Annotated in this window: 17 protein-coding genes; 5 read left to right on the top strand and 12 right to left on the bottom strand. The window is 59.8% G+C overall.

The features are described 5' to 3' along the window. The first annotated feature begins 95 nt into the window (after positions 1-95). Positions 96-1244, top strand: coding sequence for an FOX/MOX family class C beta-lactamase (gene ampC, locus WJM78_RS15185; RefSeq protein WP_339010236.1), 1149 nt, complete (start codon positions 96-98; stop codon positions 1242-1244). Between the two features lie 156 nt (positions 1245-1400). Here the strand turns inward: ampC and ruvX are convergent, their stop codons facing one another. The 7 genes from ruvX to metK all read right to left on the bottom strand — a co-directional run bounded on the left by ruvX (position 1401) and on the right by metK (position 7274). Continuing rightward, positions 1401-1823 (bottom strand): Holliday junction resolvase RuvX, encoded by a 423-nt coding sequence (gene ruvX, locus WJM78_RS15180; protein WP_042037503.1) that lies wholly within the window; start codon positions 1821-1823, stop codon positions 1401-1403. Between the two features lie 46 nt (positions 1824-1869). Continuing rightward, positions 1870-2424 (bottom strand): YqgE/AlgH family protein, encoded by a 555-nt coding sequence (locus WJM78_RS15175; RefSeq protein ID WP_042037546.1) that lies wholly within the window; start codon positions 2422-2424, stop codon positions 1870-1872. A gap of 391 nt (positions 2425-2815) precedes the next feature. Further along, positions 2816-3769, bottom strand: a complete 954-nt coding sequence (gshB, locus tag WJM78_RS15170) for a glutathione synthase (RefSeq protein ID WP_275930082.1) — start codon at positions 3767-3769, stop codon at positions 2816-2818. Positions 3770-3889: 120 nt separating this feature from the next. Continuing rightward, positions 3890-4621 carry a 16S rRNA (uracil(1498)-N(3))-methyltransferase gene (rsmE, locus tag WJM78_RS15165; protein WP_339010230.1) on the bottom strand — a complete coding sequence of 244 codons (732 nt, stop codon included), beginning with the start codon at positions 4619-4621 and terminating at the stop codon, positions 3890-3892. Between the two features lie 127 nt (positions 4622-4748). Beyond that, positions 4749-5453 (bottom strand): endonuclease, encoded by a 705-nt coding sequence (locus WJM78_RS15160; RefSeq protein ID WP_339010228.1) that lies wholly within the window; start codon positions 5451-5453, stop codon positions 4749-4751. 73 nt (positions 5454-5526) lie between these two features. Beyond that, positions 5527-6054, bottom strand: coding sequence for a SprT family zinc-dependent metalloprotease (locus WJM78_RS15155; protein WP_339010227.1), 528 nt, complete (start codon positions 6052-6054; stop codon positions 5527-5529). Positions 6055-6122: 68 nt separating this feature from the next. Beyond that, positions 6123-7274, bottom strand: a complete 1152-nt coding sequence (gene metK, locus WJM78_RS15150) for a methionine adenosyltransferase (protein WP_033116068.1) — start codon at positions 7272-7274, stop codon at positions 6123-6125. 350 nt (positions 7275-7624) lie between these two features. On the opposite strand from metK, the gene tkt reads away from it, so the two are divergent. Together tkt and WJM78_RS15140 are read left to right on the top strand one after the other, a co-directional pair. Further along, entirely contained in the window at positions 7625-9616 is a 1992-nt protein-coding gene (tkt, locus tag WJM78_RS15145) for a transketolase (protein WP_339010225.1), read from the top strand. Positions 9617-10011: 395 nt separating this feature from the next. Continuing rightward, positions 10012-10410 carry a hypothetical protein gene (locus tag WJM78_RS15140; RefSeq protein WP_084204666.1) on the top strand — a complete coding sequence of 133 codons (399 nt, stop codon included), beginning with the start codon at positions 10012-10014 and terminating at the stop codon, positions 10408-10410. 183 nt (positions 10411-10593) lie between these two features. Here WJM78_RS15140 and WJM78_RS15135 read toward each other — a convergent pair whose 3' ends face one another. From WJM78_RS15135 to WJM78_RS15125, 3 genes are all read right to left on the bottom strand, one after another. Continuing rightward, the gene (locus WJM78_RS15135; protein ID WP_339010222.1) at positions 10594-11856 is read right to left on the bottom strand and encodes a RidA family protein; all 1263 of its coding nucleotides are present in this window, start codon (positions 11854-11856) and stop codon (positions 10594-10596) included. A gap of 767 nt (positions 11857-12623) precedes the next feature. Next, positions 12624-13742: an anhydro-N-acetylmuramic acid kinase gene (locus WJM78_RS15130; RefSeq protein ID WP_339010219.1), complete on the bottom strand. Its 1119-nt coding sequence runs from the start codon at positions 13740-13742 to the stop codon at positions 12624-12626. Between the two features lie 21 nt (positions 13743-13763). Further along, the gene (locus WJM78_RS15125; RefSeq protein ID WP_339010217.1) at positions 13764-15086 is read right to left on the bottom strand and encodes a peptidoglycan DD-metalloendopeptidase family protein; all 1323 of its coding nucleotides are present in this window, start codon (positions 15084-15086) and stop codon (positions 13764-13766) included. 110 nt (positions 15087-15196) lie between these two features. Between WJM78_RS15125 and tyrS the strand changes: the two genes are divergently transcribed. Continuing rightward, positions 15197-16396 carry a tyrosine--tRNA ligase gene (tyrS, locus tag WJM78_RS15120; protein WP_339010214.1) on the top strand — a complete coding sequence of 400 codons (1200 nt, stop codon included), beginning with the start codon at positions 15197-15199 and terminating at the stop codon, positions 16394-16396. 306 nt (positions 16397-16702) lie between these two features. Here the strand turns inward: tyrS and WJM78_RS15115 are convergent, their stop codons facing one another. After that, positions 16703-17959, bottom strand: a complete 1257-nt coding sequence (locus WJM78_RS15115) for an adenylosuccinate synthetase (RefSeq protein WP_042037492.1) — start codon at positions 17957-17959, stop codon at positions 16703-16705. Between the two features lie 183 nt (positions 17960-18142). On the opposite strand from WJM78_RS15115, the gene WJM78_RS15110 reads away from it, so the two are divergent. Then, entirely contained in the window at positions 18143-19063 is a 921-nt protein-coding gene (locus WJM78_RS15110; protein ID WP_042037490.1) for a LysR family transcriptional regulator, read from the top strand. A gap of 196 nt (positions 19064-19259) precedes the next feature. Here the strand turns inward: WJM78_RS15110 and WJM78_RS15105 are convergent, their stop codons facing one another. Continuing rightward, positions 19260-20633 carry a TAXI family TRAP transporter solute-binding subunit gene (locus WJM78_RS15105; RefSeq protein WP_339015881.1) on the bottom strand — a complete coding sequence of 458 codons (1374 nt, stop codon included), beginning with the start codon at positions 20631-20633 and terminating at the stop codon, positions 19260-19262. Between the last annotated feature and the right edge of the window lie 106 nt (positions 20634-20739).

Below are 20739 nucleotides of genomic sequence, written 5' to 3'. Positions count from 1 at the left end.
ACAGTGGGCACATGGAGCTCATCTAGGCTTGCGCACGGATTGACTGTGCCAGCCATGGGGTTGGCGTTACCTACATTCATCATGAGACTCATCAAATGGAAAAAGCTACAACCCGGTCGCTGCTGGTACTGAGTGCCCTGCTGCTCTCCCCCTTATCCCATGCAAAAGAAGCCGAGCCCCTGGCGGCCGTGGTGGATGGCGCCATCCGGCCTTTGCTCAAGGAGCACAGGGTTCCGGGCATGGCGGTCGCCGTGCTCAAAGAAGGCAAGGCGCATTACTTCAACTACGGGGTAGCGGATCGGGAGAGCGGTACTCGCGTCAGCGAGCAGACCCTGTTCGAGATTGGTTCGGTCAGCAAGACACTGACCGCGACCCTTGGCGCCTATGCTGCGGTCAAGGGGGGGGTTCAGCTGGAGGACAAAGTGAGCCAGCATGCGCCCTGGCTGAAAGGCTCCGCCTTCGACGGCATCACCATGGCCGAACTCGCCACTTACAGTGCGGGCGGCCTGCCGTTGCAGTTTCCCGACGAGGTAGATTCCACCGACAAGATGCATGCCTACTATCGCCAGTGGACGCCAGCCTACCCGGCGGGTACCCATCGCCAGTACTCCAATCCCAGCATAGGCCTGTTTGGTCACCTGGCCGCGAATAGCCTGGGCCAGCCATTTGAGCAACTGATGAGCCAGACCTTGTTGCCCAAGCTGGGCTTGCATCACACCTATATCCATGTGCCGGAGTCGGCCATGGCGAATTATGCCTACGGTTACTCGAAGGAAGAGAAGCCCATCAGGGTCAATCCGGGCGTGCTGGCGGCCGAGGCTTATGGGATCAAGACCGGTTCTGCGGATCTGCTGAAGTTTGTCGAGGCGAACATGGGGTATCAGGGAGATGCCGTGGTAACAAGCGCGATCGCGCTGACCCACACTGGCTTCCATTCGGTGGGGGACATGACTCAGGGGCTGGGCTGGGAGAGCTACGCCTATCCGGTGACCGAGCAGACATTGCTGGCGGGCAACTCACCGGCGGTGAGCCTCAAGGCCAATCCGGTCACGCGCTTTGCGGTGCCCAAAGCGATGGGCGAGCAGCGGCTCTATAACAAGACGGGCTCGACCGGCGGCTTTGGGGCCTATGTGGCGTTCGTACCCGCCAGGGGGATAGGCATCGTCATGCTGGCCAATCGCAACTATCCCATCGAGGCCAGGGTCAAGGCGGCTCACGCCATCCTGAGCCAGCTGGCGTTGTGATGATCATGTCTGCCTGACGGGATGACTTCCTCTGGGGTAAATAATGAACGTTTGTCAATACGCCGGGTCACCCCGGCGTATTTTGTCATTGTAGTCACCGGCTATCATAGCGGCTGGTCGCGGCAAGGAGAGTGTTGCTAACCTTGTCGCGGGTGGCTAGCCGTACTGCTCTTCCATCCAGGCTTCCAGAATGAGCTGGGCGGAGACCCCATCCACGCTGCCTTTGTCGAGCGCCTTGTAGCCACCCCGTTCAAACAGGCGGGCGCGGGCATCCGTGGTGGTGAGCCGCTCGTCCTTGAACTCCACCTGTTTGCCAAAACGGCCGTGCAGACGGTTGCCGAATTTGCGGGCCCGTACCGTGATCTCCTGCTCAGTGCCATCCATGTTCAGTGGCAGGCCGACCACCAGCAGATCCGGTTGCCACTCCTTGAGCAGCTTCTCGACGTCGTCCCAGTTGGGAACTCCGTCGTTGGCCTTGATGGCGCGCAGGGGCTGGGCTGTGCCGGTGAGCTCCTGGCCGATGGCGACCCCTATGCTCTTGGTGCCGTAGTCAAAGCCCATGATACTGCGTGATGACATTGAATGTTTTCCTCAAAGCGCCTCGTAAAATACGTGGCAAACGGCATCAGCTGTGACCGATGTCGCTGGATAGATGAATGGGATTAACCCCTATGCTGGCAGCGGCTTGCTGCCAGCGCTGATGGATCGGGGTCTTGAAGACGAGATCCGGATTGGGCGGGATCACCAGCCAGGCGCCGTCCACCAGCTCCTGTTCCAGTTGACCTGCACTCCAGCCGGCGTAGCCGAGCGCCACCAGCCAGTGATCCGGGGCCTGCTCTGTGCCCAGGGTTTCCAGTATGTCCTTGGAAGTGGTGACCATGAGCTCATCCCCCACCTGCAGGGTGGAGTTGAACCCCGGGCGGAAGCTATGCAGCACGAAACCGCGATCGGCGTGTACCGGTCCTCCTTGTAGCACGGGCTGTTTGAGATCCGGGCTGGCCGGGGGGGCGAGCTTGAGCTGGGTCAGCATGGCGTCCAGTGACATGTCCACCGGGATGTTGACCACCAGCCCCATTGCACCCTCTTCGTTGTGTTCGCACAGGTAGACCAGCGAACGCTCGAAATAGGGATCGGAGAGGCTTGGCATGGCGAGCAGGAAATGATTTTGCAGTGTTTGCATATGGGCCAAATATTGCAAAGGTATTTGGGGCAATTATGGCAGCTCACTGTATCGGGCAAAACTGCTTTTTATCGCTTGCGCTCCTTTCCATCGACATTGTCAGGATGGAGAGAACGTCATGGAGGCTGTTTCGATCAGACAGACGCTGATCCTGGGGCCCCTGCTGGCACCTGTGCTGCGCAAGGACGAGCTGGGCGGGCTCACTCCCTCAGCGAGGTGAGCTGTCATTTTCGTGATCGTATCACCCAGATCAACGGCATGGCACAGGAGCAGAGCAAGGTGACGGTGGAACCGTTCTGCAGCTGAGGTAGCGTGCCCGTACGCTGGCGGGAAACAACAGAGGCGGCCTCGGGGCCGCCTCTGTTGTTATTGCCGTTTAGCTTCGGGTTATTCAGGCGTTCGCCAGCCGACGCTCGATGGCATCCATCAGCATGCCGGTGATGGAGACGTCAAAGGCGGCCTCGATCTCGCGGATGCAGGTCGGGCTGGTGACGTTAATCTCGGTCAACCGATCGCCGATGATGTCGAGCCCGACGAAGATGAGGCCCTTCTCTTTCAGGGTCGGGCCCACCGCGCGGGCGATGGCCCAGTCGGCTTCGCTCAAGGGACGAGCCTCACCACGGCCACCGGCTGCCAGGTTGCCACGGGTCTCCCCCTGCGCCGGAATGCGGGCCAGGCAGTAGGGAACCGGTTCGCCGTCCACCACCAGCACCCGCTTGTCGCCATCCTTGATGGCGGGCAGATAGGTCTGGGCCATGCAGTACTGGCTGCCATGTTCTGTCAGCGTCTCGATGATAACGCCGACGTTGGCGTCATCTTCCTTCATGCGGAAGATGGAGGCGCCACCCATGCCGTCCAGCGGTTTCAGGATCACATCCTTATGCTGGGCGTGGAAGGCGCGCAGCTTGTCGGCTCGGCGGGTCACCAGCGTGGTCGGAGTGTGCTCGGCAAACCAGGCAGTGTAGAGCTTCTCGTTGGCATCGCGCAGGCTCTGTGGCTTGTTGACGATGAGGCAGCCCTCATCCTCTGCCCGCTCCAGCATGTAGGTGGCGTAGATAAATTCGGTGTCAAACGGCGGATCCTTGCGCATCAGGATCACATCGAGGTTGGAGAGGGGCTGATCGACCACCTCGCCCAGCGTGTACCAGTCGGCATAGTCATATTTGACGGTGAGCGGGCGCATGGTACCAAAGGCGCGACCGGCTTCCATGTAGAGATCCTTCATCTCCAGATAGAAGAGCTCATAGCCGCGCTTTTGCGCCTCTTCGAGCATGGCGAAGCTGGAATCTTTCTTGATGTTGATGGCCGAAATCGGGTCCATCACTATGCCGAGTTTAATGGTCATCCGAATATCCTTCTTAATGGCTCGATTGGGTTGTAGGGTCGATTAGCGCAGCGTAATCGGCCGTTTGAGGCTGCCATCATTCGATGCCGCCATGCAGCTTATCGACACTGCCCTATGGTATTAAGCCAGATCGCCAAAGCGGCACTGCAGCGCCGTGATGGCGGTCAGAGCGGCCGTTTCGGTGCGTAGCACCCGCGGTCCCAGCAGCATCTCCTTGAAACCTTCCTGCACGGTACGGGCGATCTCGTCGCTCGACAAGCCCCCTTCCGGGCCAATCAGCAGGCGCACCCCGTGCGTCGGCGCTGGCAGTGTGCTGATGCTGTACTCGGCGCGCGGGTGCAGGTTGAGTTTGAGCTCTTGAGTCTCTTCTGCCAGCCAGGCTTCCAGCTCCATCGGCATGCGAACTTCGGGCACCAGGTTGCGACCGCACTGCTCGCAGGCGCTGATCACCACTTTCTGCCACTGCTCACGCTTCTTCTCCAGCCTGTCCGCCGGCAGCTTGACGCCGCAGCGCTCGGAGAAGAGCGGCGTGATGCAGGTGACGCCCAGCTCGACCGATTTCTGGATGGTGAAGTCCATCTTGTCGCCCCGGCTGATCACCTGGCCCAGATGGATGGCGAAGGGGGATTCCACCGATTGGGCGTCGCAGTGGTCGATGGTCACCTCCACCGACTTCTTGCCGACCAGGGCTATGGTGGCGGCATATTGATTGCCGTCGCCATTAAACAGCTCCAACTGCTGTCCCGGCTGCATGCGCAGTACCCGGCCGATATGGTTGGCGCCATCTTCTGACAGGGCGAGGGTCTGGCCAACCTGCAGGGTGGCCGCTTCATAGATACGTGGAATGCGCATGGCTGATTGTCAGTCTCTTGCTTGGAAACGCTTCAATATCTTGGCGTGAGGCCCTGTTCAAGGTCCACTCGGCTATTGAAGCGCCTCATGATGGGAGGGGGCGCTCCCCCTCCTTCGTCAAATGGGGTTATTGGCACTGCTTTTCAATGAAGGGATTGGTATTGCCCTGCAACTTGCCGATGCGGCGATTGCGTTCGCACTCCCAGCCATCGGCCGGGTACTGTCTGTCCCAAGCGTCGAACAGTTTACGCTGTTGCGCCGCGAGACGCAGCCCATACTGCTGGCTCATGTAGAGGTAGGCGCGGGCAATCTGGCCCCGTACCGGCCCCTTGGGCGGCTGCACCCGGCGCTCCTTGAAATCCACCAGCATCTGGCACTGGCCGTACTGATCCGGCTTGCCGTTCCAGTCGGAGAAGCGGTAGTTGGCGCGATCGCCGTTCACCTCGCCGATGGCGGGGAAGAGGTTGTGCATGTCCCCCTCCATCTTGTTGAACTCGGGGCTCGCTTTTTCGCAGTTCTTGCGACCGCCATCCTGCCAGCACAGCAGCTGGTGGCCGAACTCCCAGGCGGGGACAACGTGCTCCCACTCGATGCGGGCGGCGCGCTTGGGTTGTTTGCGCGGTTCATAACCGCAGCTGGCGAGATCCGGGCTCATCTTCTTGCCCTGATAGTTGATGTCACAGCCGCAGTAGAAGGTGGTGGCATTGGGTTGGCTACGATAGAGCTTCACCAGATCCTGCTTGGCTTCGCGAAAGGTCTGGGCGTGCAGGGGCGCGCTGAGCAGCGGCAAACCGGCCAGCAGGGTCAGGGCGAGGGAAGAGATGAAACGCATGGGATTCCTTGCAAACGGGATGATAGACGAACGATGGCGGGCACCCTACCACAGGGGCGCGACACAGGCTGGCTTACTGTTCGGGCTCCGGCCGTTCCCGCTCCAGCGGCTGCTTGCAGCGACGGCAGTGATAGCGGGCCTCGCCGCGTACCACCTTGTTGTGGCGGCGTATCGACAGTTGATGCTGCTGGCAGAGGCAGCGATAGGGAATGGTGCGCTGCGCTAAGACCGCCAGATCGAAGCTGTGGGTAGTTCTGGGCTCAAGGCCGAACACCTCCCGCATCACCGACTGCCACTGCCTGCCGTGAGGCAACACCCGGTTTTTGCCACGGCCGTCACCCCACAGTGCGTAAACCAGCAGATGGGCTACCTCGTGGGGCACTACCTCATCCAGAAACGCCTGCTGGTTGGCCTGATAGAGGGCTGGATTGAAGCGCAGCTCCCAGGTTTGCAGCCGCGCCGAACCCGCCGCCCGGCCCCGCATATTGCAGTAGATCCGCGGGCGGGGGAAGGTGCGGCCAAGGTGCGCTTCGGCCTGCACAAAACAGGCTTCTACGCGTTGTTGCAGCAGGGAGACAAGCTGGGCAGGGGTGGCAGACATCAACATCTCGTCAGGTAGCAGATAAGCAAAAGGGGAGCCAGGCTCCCCTTTTATCACCACAGCGAGCCTTACAGGCCAGCGGCGGAACGCAGCAGTTCGGCCTTGTCGGTCTGCTCCCACGGGAACTCGTTGCGACCGAAGTGACCGTAGGCAGCGGTAGCCTGGTAGATCGGGCGCTTCAGATCCAGCATCTGGATCAGGCCGTACGGGCGCAGTTCGAAGTGCTCGCGTACCAGCTTGACCAGCAGATCTTCGGCGACTTTGGCGGTACCGAAAGTTTCCACGCTGATGGAGGTCGGCTCGGCCACACCGATGGCGTAGGAGATCTGGATTTCACAGCGATCGGCCAGACCGGCGGCAACGATGTTTTTGGCAACGTAGCGGGCGGCGTAAGCAGCGGAGCGGTCAACCTTTGACGGATCCTTACCGGAGAAGGCGCCACCACCGTGACGGGCCATGCCGCCGTAGGTGTCGACGATGATCTTGCGACCGGTCAGACCGCAATCACCCATCGGGCCGCCGATAACGAAACGGCCGGTCGGGTTGATGAAGTATTTGGTGTCCTTGTTGACCCACTCGGCCGGCAGCACCGGCTTGATGATCTCTTCGCGTACCGCTTCAACCAGATCCTTGTGGCTGATGGATTCGGCGTGCTGGGTAGAGAGCACCACGGCATCCACACCGATGATCTTGCCTGCGTCGTCGTAGGCGAAGGTCAGCTGGCTCTTGGCATCCGGACGCAGCCACGGCAGGGTGCCGTTCTTGCGCACTTCAGCCTGACGCTTCACCAGCAGGTGAGAGTAGGTGATGGGGGCCGGCATCAGCACGTCGGTTTCGTTGGTGGCGTAGCCGAACATCAGGCCCTGGTCGCCAGCGCCCTGCTCCAGCGGATCGCTGCGGTCAACACCCTGGTTGATATCCGGGGACTGCTTGCCGATAGCGTTCAGCACGGCGCAGGAGTCAGCGTCGAAGCCCATGTCGGAGTGGGTGTAGCCGATTTCACGTACGGTATCACGCACGATCTCTTCGATATCAACCCAGGCAGAGGTGGTTACTTCGCCGGCCACCATGACCATACCGGTCTTGACCAGGGTCTCGCAGGCGACACGGGCCTTGGTATCTTGCTTGAGGATGGCGTCCAGTACCGCATCGGAGATCTGGTCCGCAATCTTGTCGGGATGGCCTTCGGAGACCGACTCGGAAGTAAACAGCTTTGCCATGATAAGAGTCTCAGCTTGTCTGGGGTTATCGCCACGGCAATAACCGGATGAATGGGATGGTGTAGAGGTATCTACATCTGGACGTCTATTTTAATTAGCGCCCCCCCCGATTGCCAGCACTATTTTGTCGCGCAGTGTCCAATGGGTCACAAGCGGTGCTCTCCTATCCCGAAAGGGATGGAAATCAAACGTTTTTCTCTGGTTGCTTTGGCCAACAGAGGGCAAGAAAAGCGATTGTCCTCCCAAAGCCACTTTATTCATCCAGATAATATTTGCACGCCGCGCGCCCTGCTGGGACAATAACGCGCCTTAATCTTGGCCATCAAATGAAGCAATCGCAGGAGATTCAGATGCCTTCTCGTAAAGAGCTTGCCAATGCCATTCGTGCATTGAGTATGGATGCCGTTCAAAAAGCCAACTCCGGTCACCCGGGCGCCCCCATGGGAATGGCGGATATCGCCGAAGTGCTGTGGCGTAGCCACCTCAGACATAACCCGAACAACCCCAAGTGGGCCGACCGCGACCGTTTCATTCTCTCCAACGGCCACGGCTCCATGCTGCTGTACTCCCTGCTGCACCTCTCCGGTTATGACCTCTCCATCGACGATCTGAAAAACTTCCGCCAACTGCACTCTCGCACCCCGGGTCACCCGGAGTACGGCTATGCACCGGGCGTTGAAACCACCACTGGCCCGCTGGGTCAGGGCATCACCAACGCCGTTGGTATGGCGATCGCCGAAAAAGCCATGGCTGAGCAGTTCAACCAGCCGGGCCACGACATCGTTGACCACTACACCTATGCCTTTATGGGCGACGGCTGCCTGATGGAAGGTATCTCCCACGAAGCGTGTTCCCTGGCAGGTACCCTGCAACTGGGCAAACTGATCGCGTTCTGGGATGACAACGGTATCTCCATCGACGGTCACGTAGAAGGCTGGTTCACCGACGACACCGTCAAGCGTTTTGAAGCCTACGGCTGGCACGTTATCCCGGCTGTTGACGGTCACAGCCCGGAAGCCATCAATGCCGCCATCGAAGCCGCCAAGGCCGAGACCGGCAAGCCGACTCTGATCTGCTGCCGCACCATCATCGGTTACGGCTCCCCGAACAAATCCGGTTCTCACGACTGCCACGGCTCACCGCTGGGCAACGACGAGATCGCCGCTGCTCGCGCATTCCTGAAGTGGGACCACGCTCCGTTCGTTATCCCGGCCGATATCGCTGCCGAGTGGAACGCTCAGGAGAAGGGTGCTGCACTGGAAGCCGACTGGGCTGCCAAGTTCGCTGCCTATGAAGCCGCTCACCCGACGCTGGCTGCCGAGTTCAAGCGCCGTACCGCTGGCGAACTGCCGGCCAACTGGGCTGCTGAATCCGCCAAGATCATCGAAACTCTGCAAGCCAACCCGGCCAAGATCGCGACCCGTAAAGCGTCCCAGAACTCTCTGGAAGCGTTCGGTAAGCTGCTGCCGGAGTTCATGGGCGGTTCTGCTGACCTGGCTCCGTCCAACCTGACCATGTGGTCCGGCTCCAAGTCCCTGACCAACGACGATGCCTCCGGCAACTACATCCACTACGGTGTACGCGAGTTCGGCATGTCCGCCATCATGAACGGTATCGCCCTGCACGGTGGTTTCATCCCCTACGGCGCCACCTTCCTGATGTTCATGGAGTACGCCCGTAACGCCCTGCGCATGGCCGCGCTGATGAAGCAGCGTGCCATCTTCGTTTACACCCACGACTCTATCGGTCTGGGTGAAGATGGCCCGACTCACCAACCGGTTGAGCAGATCGCGTCCCTGCGTCTGACCCCGAACATGAGCACCTGGCGCCCGTGTGACCAGGTTGAATCCGCCATCGCCTGGAAGCACGCCATCGAGCGTACCGACGGCCCGACTGCGCTGATCTTCTCTCGTCAGAACCTGGCCCAGATGGACCGCAGCGCCCAGCAGTTGGCCGATACCGCCAAGGGTGGTTATGTGCTGAAGGATTGCGCTGGCAAGCCGGAACTCATCCTGATCGCCACCGGTTCTGAAGTGGAGCTGGCCGTTGCCGCCTATGAGCAGCTGACTGCCAAGGGCCGTGCCGTGCGCGTGGTCTCCCTGCCGGCGACCGACGTGTTCGATGCCCAGTCTGCCGAATACAAAGAGTCCGTGCTGCCGTCTTCTGTCACCAAGCGCGTGGCCATCGAAGCGGGCATTGCTGACTACTGGTACAAGTACGTCGGTTTCGGCGGCAAGATCATCGGTATGACCACCTTCGGTGAGTCCGCACCGGCCGAGCTGCTGTTCAAGGAATTTGGCTTTACCGTGGAAAACGTGGTTGCGACCGCAGAGTCCCTGTAATAGCCCTTGTAGTTCCTGAACCTTGGGTCAGCGTGGCCCAATAGCCGGAACGATAAAACGCCCTCCATCGCAAGATGGGGGGCGTTTTTTATGGCCTTTGATGCTGCCAGAGTGATGTGTTTATCGACCTCGCTTTTTCTTTTTCATTTGCTGTTATTTGTAGCGCCATATGATACCCTCCTTGCTGCTGCCGCCCCCAGCTCTCGATTGACGGCCCGCTGTTTCAGCGGGTCGTCATGGTATAAACCAAGCCAGCAATCACATTCTTGCCGCATCGTCTCTGGGTGATGGCATCAGCTCACAAGGATATTCGGAGGGAGCAGGATCCGTTCCCGGGTGAATGATCTTTAATTATAAAAATGTCATTTGATGTGTAATCAAGATGGAGTTTTCCTATGTCTTGTTCTATTTCTATCGATCCATCAGCAAAAAAACTGCGGGTCAACAAAGACAGTTATGACTTTGATAAAATATCTGATGTGCAAGTCAGGACGCTCTCGTGGAAAGATAAACTGCTCAATATGTTCATCATCGGTTTCATTGCCTCAAGCGTATTGTTTATCATTGTCCCGACGGATGAACATGGTCAGGTAATAACGTCAGTTCTCCCTGTGGTTGCATTTTTGATCGGTGCATGTATTGCTTTGTTTGTCAGTAGTAAATATGAATTTAGATTGGAGTTTAGATATTCAGATGAAGTCGGTGTACAGTGGTTCACCGCAGCCAAGGGACGCACAGTCGTTGATTATCAGATGTTCAAGACACGGGAAGTGGAACTTAAGCACTACCTTTAGCGAACACTGATGGCTCGTAGGTTCGATTGGCGCAGCGTCATTGGATGTTCGCAAAACTAAATGGATGCATTGCCAGGTTGGATTGTGTATTCATTAATATGATGATATTAAAAGCATGCCCCTGAAAATTAGATAAAAAGACACCGGCCTAAGCCGGTGTCTTTTTATCATACACAGTAAACCTTACACCTGCGGCGGGGTACTTTCCGCATTGGAGAGCACGGCATCCATTTGCACCAGCGCTCCGGCGGGCAGTTCGCCCACCCCAAATACAGTGCGGGCGGGCAGGTAGCCCGGGAAGTATTGGGTGTAGACGGCGTTGACCGCATCCAGATCCGCGATGTTGCCGAGCTGTATATTCACTTTGACGATATCGTCCATCACATGGCCGATGCTCTCGACGATGGCCTTGATATTGCTCAGGCACTGGGCGGTCTGCTCTTTGATGCAGCCAGCCAGGATCTTGCCGGTGGCGGGGTCAATCGGCAGTTGTGCAGACAGATGGTTGTAGTGGGAGAAGGCGACGGTCTGGCAATGGAGCGGGCTCTGCGGTGCCTTGTCGGTATTGCGGGCAGAGATCACTAGCTTGTGACGGTCTTCCACCCGTTGCGGCGGAGTGCCGTCACCGTGGGAGATGACCGCATCCATCTGCACCCGCGCCCCCATTGGCAGGGCGGCTGCACTGACCACCGAGCGGGCGGGCAGATAGGCAACGGCGCGGGCAATGGCGGAGTCGGGGAAGAAGGTGGTGTAGACCTGGTTGACGGCCTCCAGATCGGCGAGGCTGGTCAGGTAGATATTCACTTTGACGATATCGTCAAACGGCACGTCTATGCTCTCCAGCACCGCCTTGATATTGCGCAGGCACTGACCCGCCTGCTCCTTGATGCCACCGGCGACCAGCTGGCCCGAGGCGGCATCGACCGGCAGTTGTGCGCCGATATTGTTGTAGTGGGAGAAGGCGACGGTATGGGTTGAGAGTGGATTGTGCGGTGCTTTGTCGCTGTTGCGGGCCAGTTTGACCAGCGGGCAAGGATCTTGCGGGAAGGTGCCTTCGCCGTTGGAGATGATGGCATCGATCTGCACCAGCGCACCCAGCGGCAAGGCGGCGACGGCGAGGGTGGTGCGGGTCGGCAGATAACCCGGGAAGAATTCGCGATAGACGGCGTTGACCGCCTCCAGATCCGCCATCTCTTTCAGGAAGATGGTGGTTTTGACCATATCGTTCATCACGTGGCCAATGCTCTCTATGATGGCCTTGAGGTTATTCAGGCACTGTCTGGCCTGTACCTTGACATCGTCACTTACCATTTTGCCCGTCTTGGGAGCGACCGGTAACTGGGCGGAAATATTGTTGTAATGAGAGAATGCCACCGTCTGGGTGTAGGGCCCCAGCGCCTGCGGAGCATTGGTGGTATTTCTTGCCGACTTGATGATGCCACTCATAGATATGCCTCTTTTTAATATTTTTTGTTAATTCAGATACAGGTTTACCCCATCTTGTTGTGCGCCATGGCTACTGTACCAGCGGCGGCATCCCCGGTTATTATTTGTGATCCACTCAATAGCTGAATGGGATAAGAGAGGGCGAGACAGGGTAGATATGTCAGACATGGCGATTCTATGAGTGGCTATCAGGGGATGCAAACCGGGATTTCGTTTCTATGAGATAGGTCAACGCTCGAAAATATAGCTTTTTTGCTATTCAATTCAGGGTGAATACCATTCCGAGGTGGTTCAAACAGGGTTGGCATCGCGGGCGAGCCCGTGTGGACTGGGTTTATCCCTCTGTGGGGATGGGGCAGCGCTGTGAATGATGCGTTAAAAATATGCGTCATCTTGCGGATAACCGTTTTTATTTTGCATGGATATGTAATTTCAATCGTTTTGGGGATCTATCCAGTTCGCTAAAAATATGCTAACCCAAGGTCATGCAAAGACTAATAAAGATGTGGCTGGAATATAATTCAATACATTGCATAGGCGATATTTGGTTATTGCACTTGAATCGCCGCTTGTGTGCTTATTTTGATGATGTTGGCCGCCCAAAATAGCGAGATAAATATGCCATAAGGGGGCAGTCGTCCTGTGAGCGGTTGTGATGGTGGAGCAAGATGCTGGCTTGCCCGCCAGCGTGACGCGGGTCAGTGGTCGGCAGGCGCACAAGGGACCGGGTCTGGATCAGCGCTCGGGATGGGGGCACCCGGTGTCAGTTATCCGGCGAGGTAGAGGGCACCCAGCACGGCCGGGCGACTGGCGCCGGTGACCGCGGGCAGGTTGCCCGGCTTGCGATGGATAAAGCGCTGTGCCAGCCAGGCAAATGCCGCCCCCTCCGCCCAGTCGGGGTCTATCCCCAGATCAAAGGTACTGGCGATGTGCCAGCAGGGCAGCAGGCTGGCGAGTTCCGCCAGCAGCGGGGTGTTATGGGCGCCGCCGCCGCAGACAAACAGCTCGGCTTTGGGTTGGCTGGTACCGACTGCCTCGGGCTGGGCGGGCAGCTGACGGGCGATGCTGTGGCAGGTGAGTGCCTGCAGGGTGCGCTGAACATCCACGGGGGCGTATGCAGTGCCTGCCAGCTCGCCATCGAGCCAATCGAGGGTGAACATCTCCCGCCCGGTGCTCTTGGGGGAGGCGGCGGCGAAGTAGGGGTGAGCCAGCAGCTTTCCAAGCAGGTCAGGAATAAGCTGGCCGCTGGCGGCCCATTTACCACCGGCGTCGTAGTTGCCGCCGTCTGGCTGATGACGGCGATACCAGCCATCGAGCAGGGTGTTGGCAGGGCCGGTATCAAAGCCATACACCCCACCGGGATTGCCCGGCAGCACCGAGATATTGGCGATGCCGCCGAGGTTCAGCACCACCCGCAGGGCGCCGGGTTTGGCAAACAGTGCCTGATGGAAAGCGGGCACCAGCGGCGCCCCCTGACCGCCGAGGGCCATGTCCATGGTGCGAAAATCGGCCACCACATCAATGCCGGTCAGCGCGGCCAACAGGGCGGCATTGCCGATCTGCAGGGTAAAGCCGAGCTGAGGGCGGTGGCGGATGGTCTGGCCATGGCTGCCGATGGCGCGAATATCTTCAGGGGTCAGCCCCGCCTTGGCGAGCAGCGCGTGGGTGGCGGCAGCAAACTCGCGGGCCACCAGATTGTCGGCCACGCCCATCCTGTCTATTTCGTTGTCGCCCGGAGTGCTGAGGGCGTGCAGCTCACGGGCCGTGGGCCAGGGGTGGCAGAGTGCCGCTTCGACCCGCAGTTCATCGCCGTCGATCATCACCAGCACGGCGTCGATCCCATCCATGCTGGTGCCTGACATCAGTCCGATATAGCGCTCTTTCATTCCCCACTCCTTGGCGGCCACTTAGCCACCGCGATTGTCCCGTTTGTTCTGAGCCAGCTGCAGCTCAGGCTTGTCAAGTTGGTCGAGTTTGGCCAGTTGCGGCATCGCCAGCTTCCTGAAATTGGCCAGCTCCCGTCCGGTCAGGGTTTCAGCCTGTGGCAGGGTGAGGGTGCGCGGGTTCTTGTGAATGCCGCCCACCACGAACTCATAGTGCAGGTGCGGGCCTGTCACCCGGCCTGTGCCCCCCAGGGTGCCAATGGTCTGTCCCTGTTTCACTCGCTGCCCTTTATCGACGGTGCGTTTGGATAGGTGCAGGTATTTGGTCACGAAGTTGCCCGCGTGCTTGATGAAGACGTAGTTGCCGTTGAACTGGTTGTGGCCGGCGGCCACCACTTGGCCGGAGCCCGCCGCCATGATGGGGGTGCCTACAGGAGCCACATAGTCGATGCCGTTGTGGGGGCGGATCTTGCCGGTGACCGGGTGGAGGCGGCGCGGGTTGAAGTTGGAGCTGATGTATTTGAAGTTGACCGGGGCGCGCAGGAAGCTTTTGCGCATCGCCTTGCCTTCCGGCGTGTAGTAGTTGCCATCTTCATTGAGCACGGCGCGGTAAGCGGTGCCCTGGTTGACGAATTCGGCGGCCAGGATATCGCCGGAGGCGACCCGCTCGTCATCCTGATACTTCTCCTGATAGACCACCCGAAAGCTGTCCCCGGGTTGCAGGTCCTGAGCGAAGTCGATGTCCCAGCCGAAGATGGCTGCCAGGTTCATGATCTGAACTTCTGTCATGCCCGCCTCGGCGGCAGCACCCCAGAAGCTGGAGCGGATCTCGCCTTTGGCCACCTGCTCGCGGGTATCGAGTTCCAGCTTGACCGGTTTGGCGATGAAGCGATCCGCCTTGCGGTTCACTTTCAGCGCCTGCTCCAGGCTGTGGGGGTAATAGAGGCTGTGCAGCATGCCATGTTTGGTGAGCTTGAAGGTGAGCTCCTGACCGGGTTTGAGCCGGCGCAGGGGATCCGTGCCATCGAGCTGATCGATGAGGTGCAGATCCGTGGTGCTGAGGCCAAGGCGCTGGAAGATGACTCCCATGTTGTCGCCCCGGTGCACCTTCACCTGTTTGGTGACATAGCTGGGCTTGGGCGGGGTGACGGGCAGCTCGGTCTGGGCCAGCAGCTCGCCCTCGTCGGCTTGCGGCTCGGCGGCAAAATCGTTGCCGTTGTCATCGACCCGGGTTGCGACCGCCTGTTCGCTTGGCCAGGCAGCCAGCATCATCACCATGATGCTCAGGATCAGCACCATCTTGCGGTGCCAGTGGGGAAGTGCGTTGAAGGCGTGCCAAATAACCATGAGAAGCAGATGAAGTCGGGCAGAATGGATGGATTTTACAGCCTTTCCAATTAGCTCGCCATTCCAGTAATATGTTTGGCCCTGTGGAATCGTGATTGGAGAGTCAAAAAATGTCCCAGCTCGAGGTGGCGCTAGCCGAGATCAAGCGCGGAGCGGAAGAAATTCTGGTTGAAGAAGAACTTGTCGCCAAGTTGAAGGAAGGGCGCCCGCTGCGCATCAAGCTGGGGATGGATCCGACGGCTCCCGACATTCACCTGGGTCATACCGTGATCCTCAACAAACTGAAGACCTTCCAGGATCTGGGCCATGAGATCATCCTGTTGATCGGTGATTTCACTGCCATGGTGGGTGACCCCTCCGGCAAGAACAGCACCCGTCCGCCGCTCTCCGAAGAGGCGATCAAGCACAACGCCCTCACTTATGCCGAGCAGGCGTTCAAGATCCTCGATCCTGCCAAGACCCGTATCGAGTACAACTCCAGCTGGCTGGGCGAGCTGGGCGCGACCGGCATGATCAAGCTGGCGGCCAAGCAGACCGTGGCTCGCATGATGGAACGCGACGACTTCAAAAAGCGCTACACCGGCGGCCAATCCATCGCGATTCACGAATTCCTCTATCCGCTGCTGCAAGGCTATGACTCGGTCGCGCTGAAGGCGGACGTCGAGCTGGGCGGTACCGATCAGAAGTTCAACCTGCTGATGGGCCGCGAGCTGCAAAAAGATGCCGGCATGGCCGCACAGTGCGTGCTGATGATGCCGCTGCTGGTGGGTCTGGATGGCGTCAAGAAGATGTCCAAGTCTGCCGCCAACTACATAGGCGTGCACGATGCCCCGGGCGAGATGTTCGGCAAGATCATGTCCATCACCGACACCCTGATGTGGAACTACTACGAGCTGCTCTCCTCTCGCCCCTTGGCCGAGATTGAAGAGTTCAAGGCCGGTATCGCCGCGAACACCCTGAATCCTCGTGACGTGAAGATCTGGCTGGCCAAAGAGATCATCTCCCGCTATCACGACGAAGCGGCAGCCGAAGCGGCCCACGAAGATTTCACCCAGCGCTTCTCCAAGAACGCCATGCCGGACGAGATGCCGGAGGTCGAACTGGCGCTGGAAGGCGAAGGGCTGGCCATCGCCAACCTGCTCAAGGATGCCGATCTGGTGGCCACCACCTCCGAAGCACTGCGGATGATCAAGCAGGGCGCGGTCAAGGTTGACGGCGAAAAGCTGGAAGATGGCAAGGCACTGGTAGGTGCCGGTACCGCCGTCTATCAGGTTGGCAAGCGCAAGTTTGCCCGGGTGACCGTCAAGTAAGCCGTGACTGCCATCTCAGCCCGGCACTGCCATAAGAAAGGCCTCCCTTGCGGAGGCCTTTTTGTTGCGTTATTCCCTGCGCTAGTGGGGAGCCGCCTTCCTGTTTCAGAAGGTTGCGATAGAGCATACAGAGGTGGGAGCTCTCCAGATGAAGCCCCTGTATGGCGCCTGTCGCCGGGTGTCGTTCTCGCGGATGGGGCCCGTTCCCGCCCGTCCCTCGGCGGTCAGCTTATGGTGAGGTGGCCATAAAAAAACCGGCCTCTGTGAGGCCGGTTTTGACATCTTGCTGGCAGCTGCGCAGGGAGCTTAGCGCAGTATCATCTGCTCGCGGCCCGGGCCGACGGAGACCATGGGAACCGGCACACCCAGCAGGGCTTCGATGCGCAGCACATAGTGCTGGGCAGCCTTGGGCAAGTCTTCGAACTTGCGGATGTGAGAGATGTCTTCGCTCCAGGCTTCCATGGACTCGTACACCGGCTTCAGACCGGCGGTCTGCGGCCAGATGGGGTTCTCGGTGTTGGCGCCTTCGTAGGCCACGCAGATCTTCAGGTCCGGCATGCCGGAGAGGCAGTCCAGCTTGGTCAGGGCGATCTCGTTGGCGGCCTGGATCTCCAGACCCTGCTTGGTGGCAACGGCGTCGAAGTAGCCGATGTCACGGGGACGGCCGGTGGTGGCACCGAACTCGTTGGCGAACTTGCGGAACTCTTCCTGATTCTCCATGGCGGTGATCAGGGTGCCGGTACCGACAGAGGTACTGAACGCCTTGGCCACGGCAATCACGCGCTCGGGGCGCAGAGCCGGCAGGCCGCCACCGATACCGGCGTAGGCGCCGGAAACGTGGGAAGAGGTCACCCAGGGGTACTCACCGTAGATGAGGTCACGGCCGGCGCCCAGCTGGGCTTCGAACAGCAGGGTGCCGTTCTGGGCCTGGATGGCCTTGAGCGGCTCGCTGACGTTGCAGACGGCGTCGATCCAGGGGGCGGAGACTTCCAGCAGCCAATCGGCCATTTCCTGGGCGGTCTGGCTGAACTCGAAGCTCGGGTAGAGGGCTTTGAGCTGCGGCAGTTTCCAGTCGAGGAAGAACTGGATGCGCTCAACCAGCACCTCTGGCTGCTTCAGCCAGCCGACCAGGATCGCTTTTTTCATGACCCGATCACCGTAAGCCGGGGCTATGCCCTGACGGGTGGAGCCATAGGCGCCATCACCCAGACGGACTTCTTCCAGGGTATCTTCCAGCGCATGGATCGGCAGACAGAAGGTGGCGCGATCAGAGATGGCCAGTTTCGGGGTCACGCCGGCGGCGTTCACTTCAGCCAGCTCGCGGGTCAGCGGCTCGGGGCTGATGACCATGCCAGGGCCGAGGACAACCAGGCACTCCGGGTTGAATACGCCGCTCGGCAACTGGTGCAGCTTGAAGGTGCCCAAGTCGTTGACGACGGTGTGGCCGGCGTTGTTGCCGCCCTGAAAACGGATGCTGGCGGCGGATTGACCTGCCAGATAATCGACGATGCGGCCTTTGCCTTCATCACCCCAGTTAGCACCTACGACTACGATAGACGACATGACTCTTTCTCCTAAGACGTTAGGCGTCCATCCTAGGAGGCTGCGGCGGATTAGAAAAATTAATTATCTTTATAATTCCAATAAGAAAACCATATAATTGTGGCGAATTTACCGGCAAGACGCCCCGTATTGCCGCGCTGGCCCGCGTCATGGGCGCAGATGTGGAAAAACAAGAGGATCCCCATGCTGGATATTCACTGGCTGCACACCTTCGTTACCCTGGCCCGCCTGCAGCACTTTGGCCAGACCGCCACCGAATTGCACATGACCCAGCCCAACGTCAGCCTGCATCTCAAGAACCTGGAGCAGGCCACCCGGGTCAAGCTGATTGAACGCAGCCCGTTTCGGCTGACCCAGGCCGGTGAGCGACTGCTGCAAAGCGCCGAGCGGGCCATCAACGAGCTGCTGCTGTGCCAGTCCGATCTCAATGCCCTCAACCAGCTGAGCCAGGGCACGCTCGCCATCGCCGCCAGCGACATCATCTCCCGTCTGCTGCTGATCCAGCCGTTCCAGCGCTTCAAGCAGGCCTTTCCCGGCATCGATCTCACCCTGTTCAATACCACCTCGGATCAGGCGGCCGAGCTGGTCAGGGCCGGCAAGGCGGATCTTGGCTTCGTGATGGCGCAAAAGCGCAGCGAACCGCTGTTCTATACCGAGTTGCAGCAGGTGACCTGGTGTGCGCTGGGACACGGGCTGGCCCGCTGGCAGGCGCGGGCGAAGGCGGGAGAGAGCGACCCCCTTGATGAGCCGACCCTGATCCTGCTCGGCCACGATACCCGCACCCGGGCGCTGATAGACCCTTCTTTGCCCCTGCTCGGTTTGCCTACCTGCCGCATCATGGAGGTCGGCAGCGTGGATGCCCAGCTCGACTGGGCCGAGGCGGGTTTCGGGGTGGCCATAGTGCCGGACTTCTCGCTCCACCCGCGCCTCAAGCTCACTGCCCCCGTGGCCCGTCTGACCGATTTTCCCGGCACCAGCTTGGGCTATGTGGTGCGTCAGAATCAGGTGTTGTCGCGGGCTATCAAACAGCTGCTGCACTGGGTGGAGGAGGAGATATTGCAGCCCGACGCCCGCCATCAAGCGGCGCCCAAGGCCGCAGGCTGACAAGATCCGGCAGGATAGGCAGACCGTTCATGGCGGGCACCTGACCCGGTTGGACTGGGCCGGAAGGGGAGATACCGCTCGGCAGCTGTGTGGCGACCCGTGTCGTGTATGAGTCGCCACAGAGCAAGGCCGCAGGAGCAATGCAAAAGAAGAGGCCACCCTGACAGGTGGCCTCTTTCGTAAGTGGTGCGTGAGATTACTGGACGGGCACGCTTGCCGAAGGGGTGGCAGGCAGGGGCTGGTGCACGCCGTCGCTGCCATTGGTGGCACTGGGCGCCCCCCCTTGCGTATCGGCTGGCGCCGAGCCAAGTGCGGACGAGGCGGGTTGCGTGGCCACTGCGGCCGAGGGTGGATCCGTCGTCACGGTTTGCGTGGCCACTGCATCCGAGGGGGCGTCCACAGTCACAGCCTGAGTGGCCTGGGCGGTCGAGACGGACTCTACCGCAGTGGGCTGGGTTGCCAATGCCTCTGAGGTTGTGGTTTGTGCTGCTGCGCCATCCCCGGTGGTCTGCGTCGCCGACTGGGCTGCCTGGGTTGCCGTCGCCGCCGAGCCTGCTGACTCCTCAGGGGTCAGGGATTCGGGGATGAGTGATGGCGGCGGCAGGACGGTATCCTCCATGCCCGGGTGGTGCGGTACCTCAGCCTTTGCCTGCATGGAGTCCAGAGTGAGGGGGGTCAGCGCCGGATGCAGACGGGTGAACTGCTTGAGCCGTGCGGTCAGCACGTCGCGCACAGTGCGCACCTCTGTGTCTGGCAGGCTGTCCAGTGCAATCAGTTCGGCGGTGACGGCGAAGGTGTTGACGTCGCTGGGCTGTCCCGGGTAGAGATTGGCGCTGATGTGGCTGCGCTGATAATAGGGGAGCGTCTTGAGCAGACGATCGATCTGCTCCCCCTCGATGGGGATGATGCGTGCCTGACAGCGACCGGTCAGATCCCCTATGCGCTGATTGGGATGGCCCGCCACCATGAAGGCGGCGTCCAGGGTACCATCGCAGAGTCCTTCCAGCCGGTTGTTGATGGAGGAGGGAATGACGGGGGCGAAGCTGCTCTCCTGCCAGCCCATGGCATCGAGCAGGGCCTGGCTGGTCACGCGCTCTCCCGAACCCGGATTGCCCAGATCGACCCGTTTGCCTTCGATGTCGGTCAGAGTGCTGATGTTGCTGTTGGCACTGGCGATCAGGGTCAGCGACTCCTGATGGAGTCGAAACAGGCTGCGAAGCCGGTCGTTGGGTGGCTGGCCCACGAAGGGGCCTGTGCCCTTGGCGGCATGATGCACCACATCCGATTGCACCAGCACCAGCTGGATTTTCCCTTGGTTCAGCTCCTTCAGGTTGGTGAGGGAGCCCGAGGTGCTCTGCACGGCGCAGTGCAGTCCGTGGTTGGCGCTATCTGCGTTCAGCAGGCGGCAGATGGCCCCTCCTGCGGGATAGTAGACGCCGTTGAGCGCCCCTGTGCCTATGGTGAGATAGGATGGTGTAGTGGCGTGCAGGGGCAACACCAGGGCGGCTGCCAGCAAGGGCAGGGCGAAACGAGACAGGGTCGACAGGTGGTGCAGGGCGCTTGGCAACATAATTAACCGGATTAATGGCTGATAAAAAGGATGGGTCAAGCCCATCCCGTCTGACATCACGGCCTGCCGCTGTTCAGCACAGAGCCGGGTTTGCATGGCATGTGCC

The organism is Aeromonas popoffii, assembly GCF_037818705.1.
GTDB classification, from domain to species: domain Bacteria; phylum Pseudomonadota; class Gammaproteobacteria; order Enterobacterales; family Aeromonadaceae; genus Aeromonas; species Aeromonas popoffii.
The sequence above is the reverse complement of the archived record's forward strand: the minus strand, read 5'-3'. Positions and strand labels throughout refer to the sequence as shown.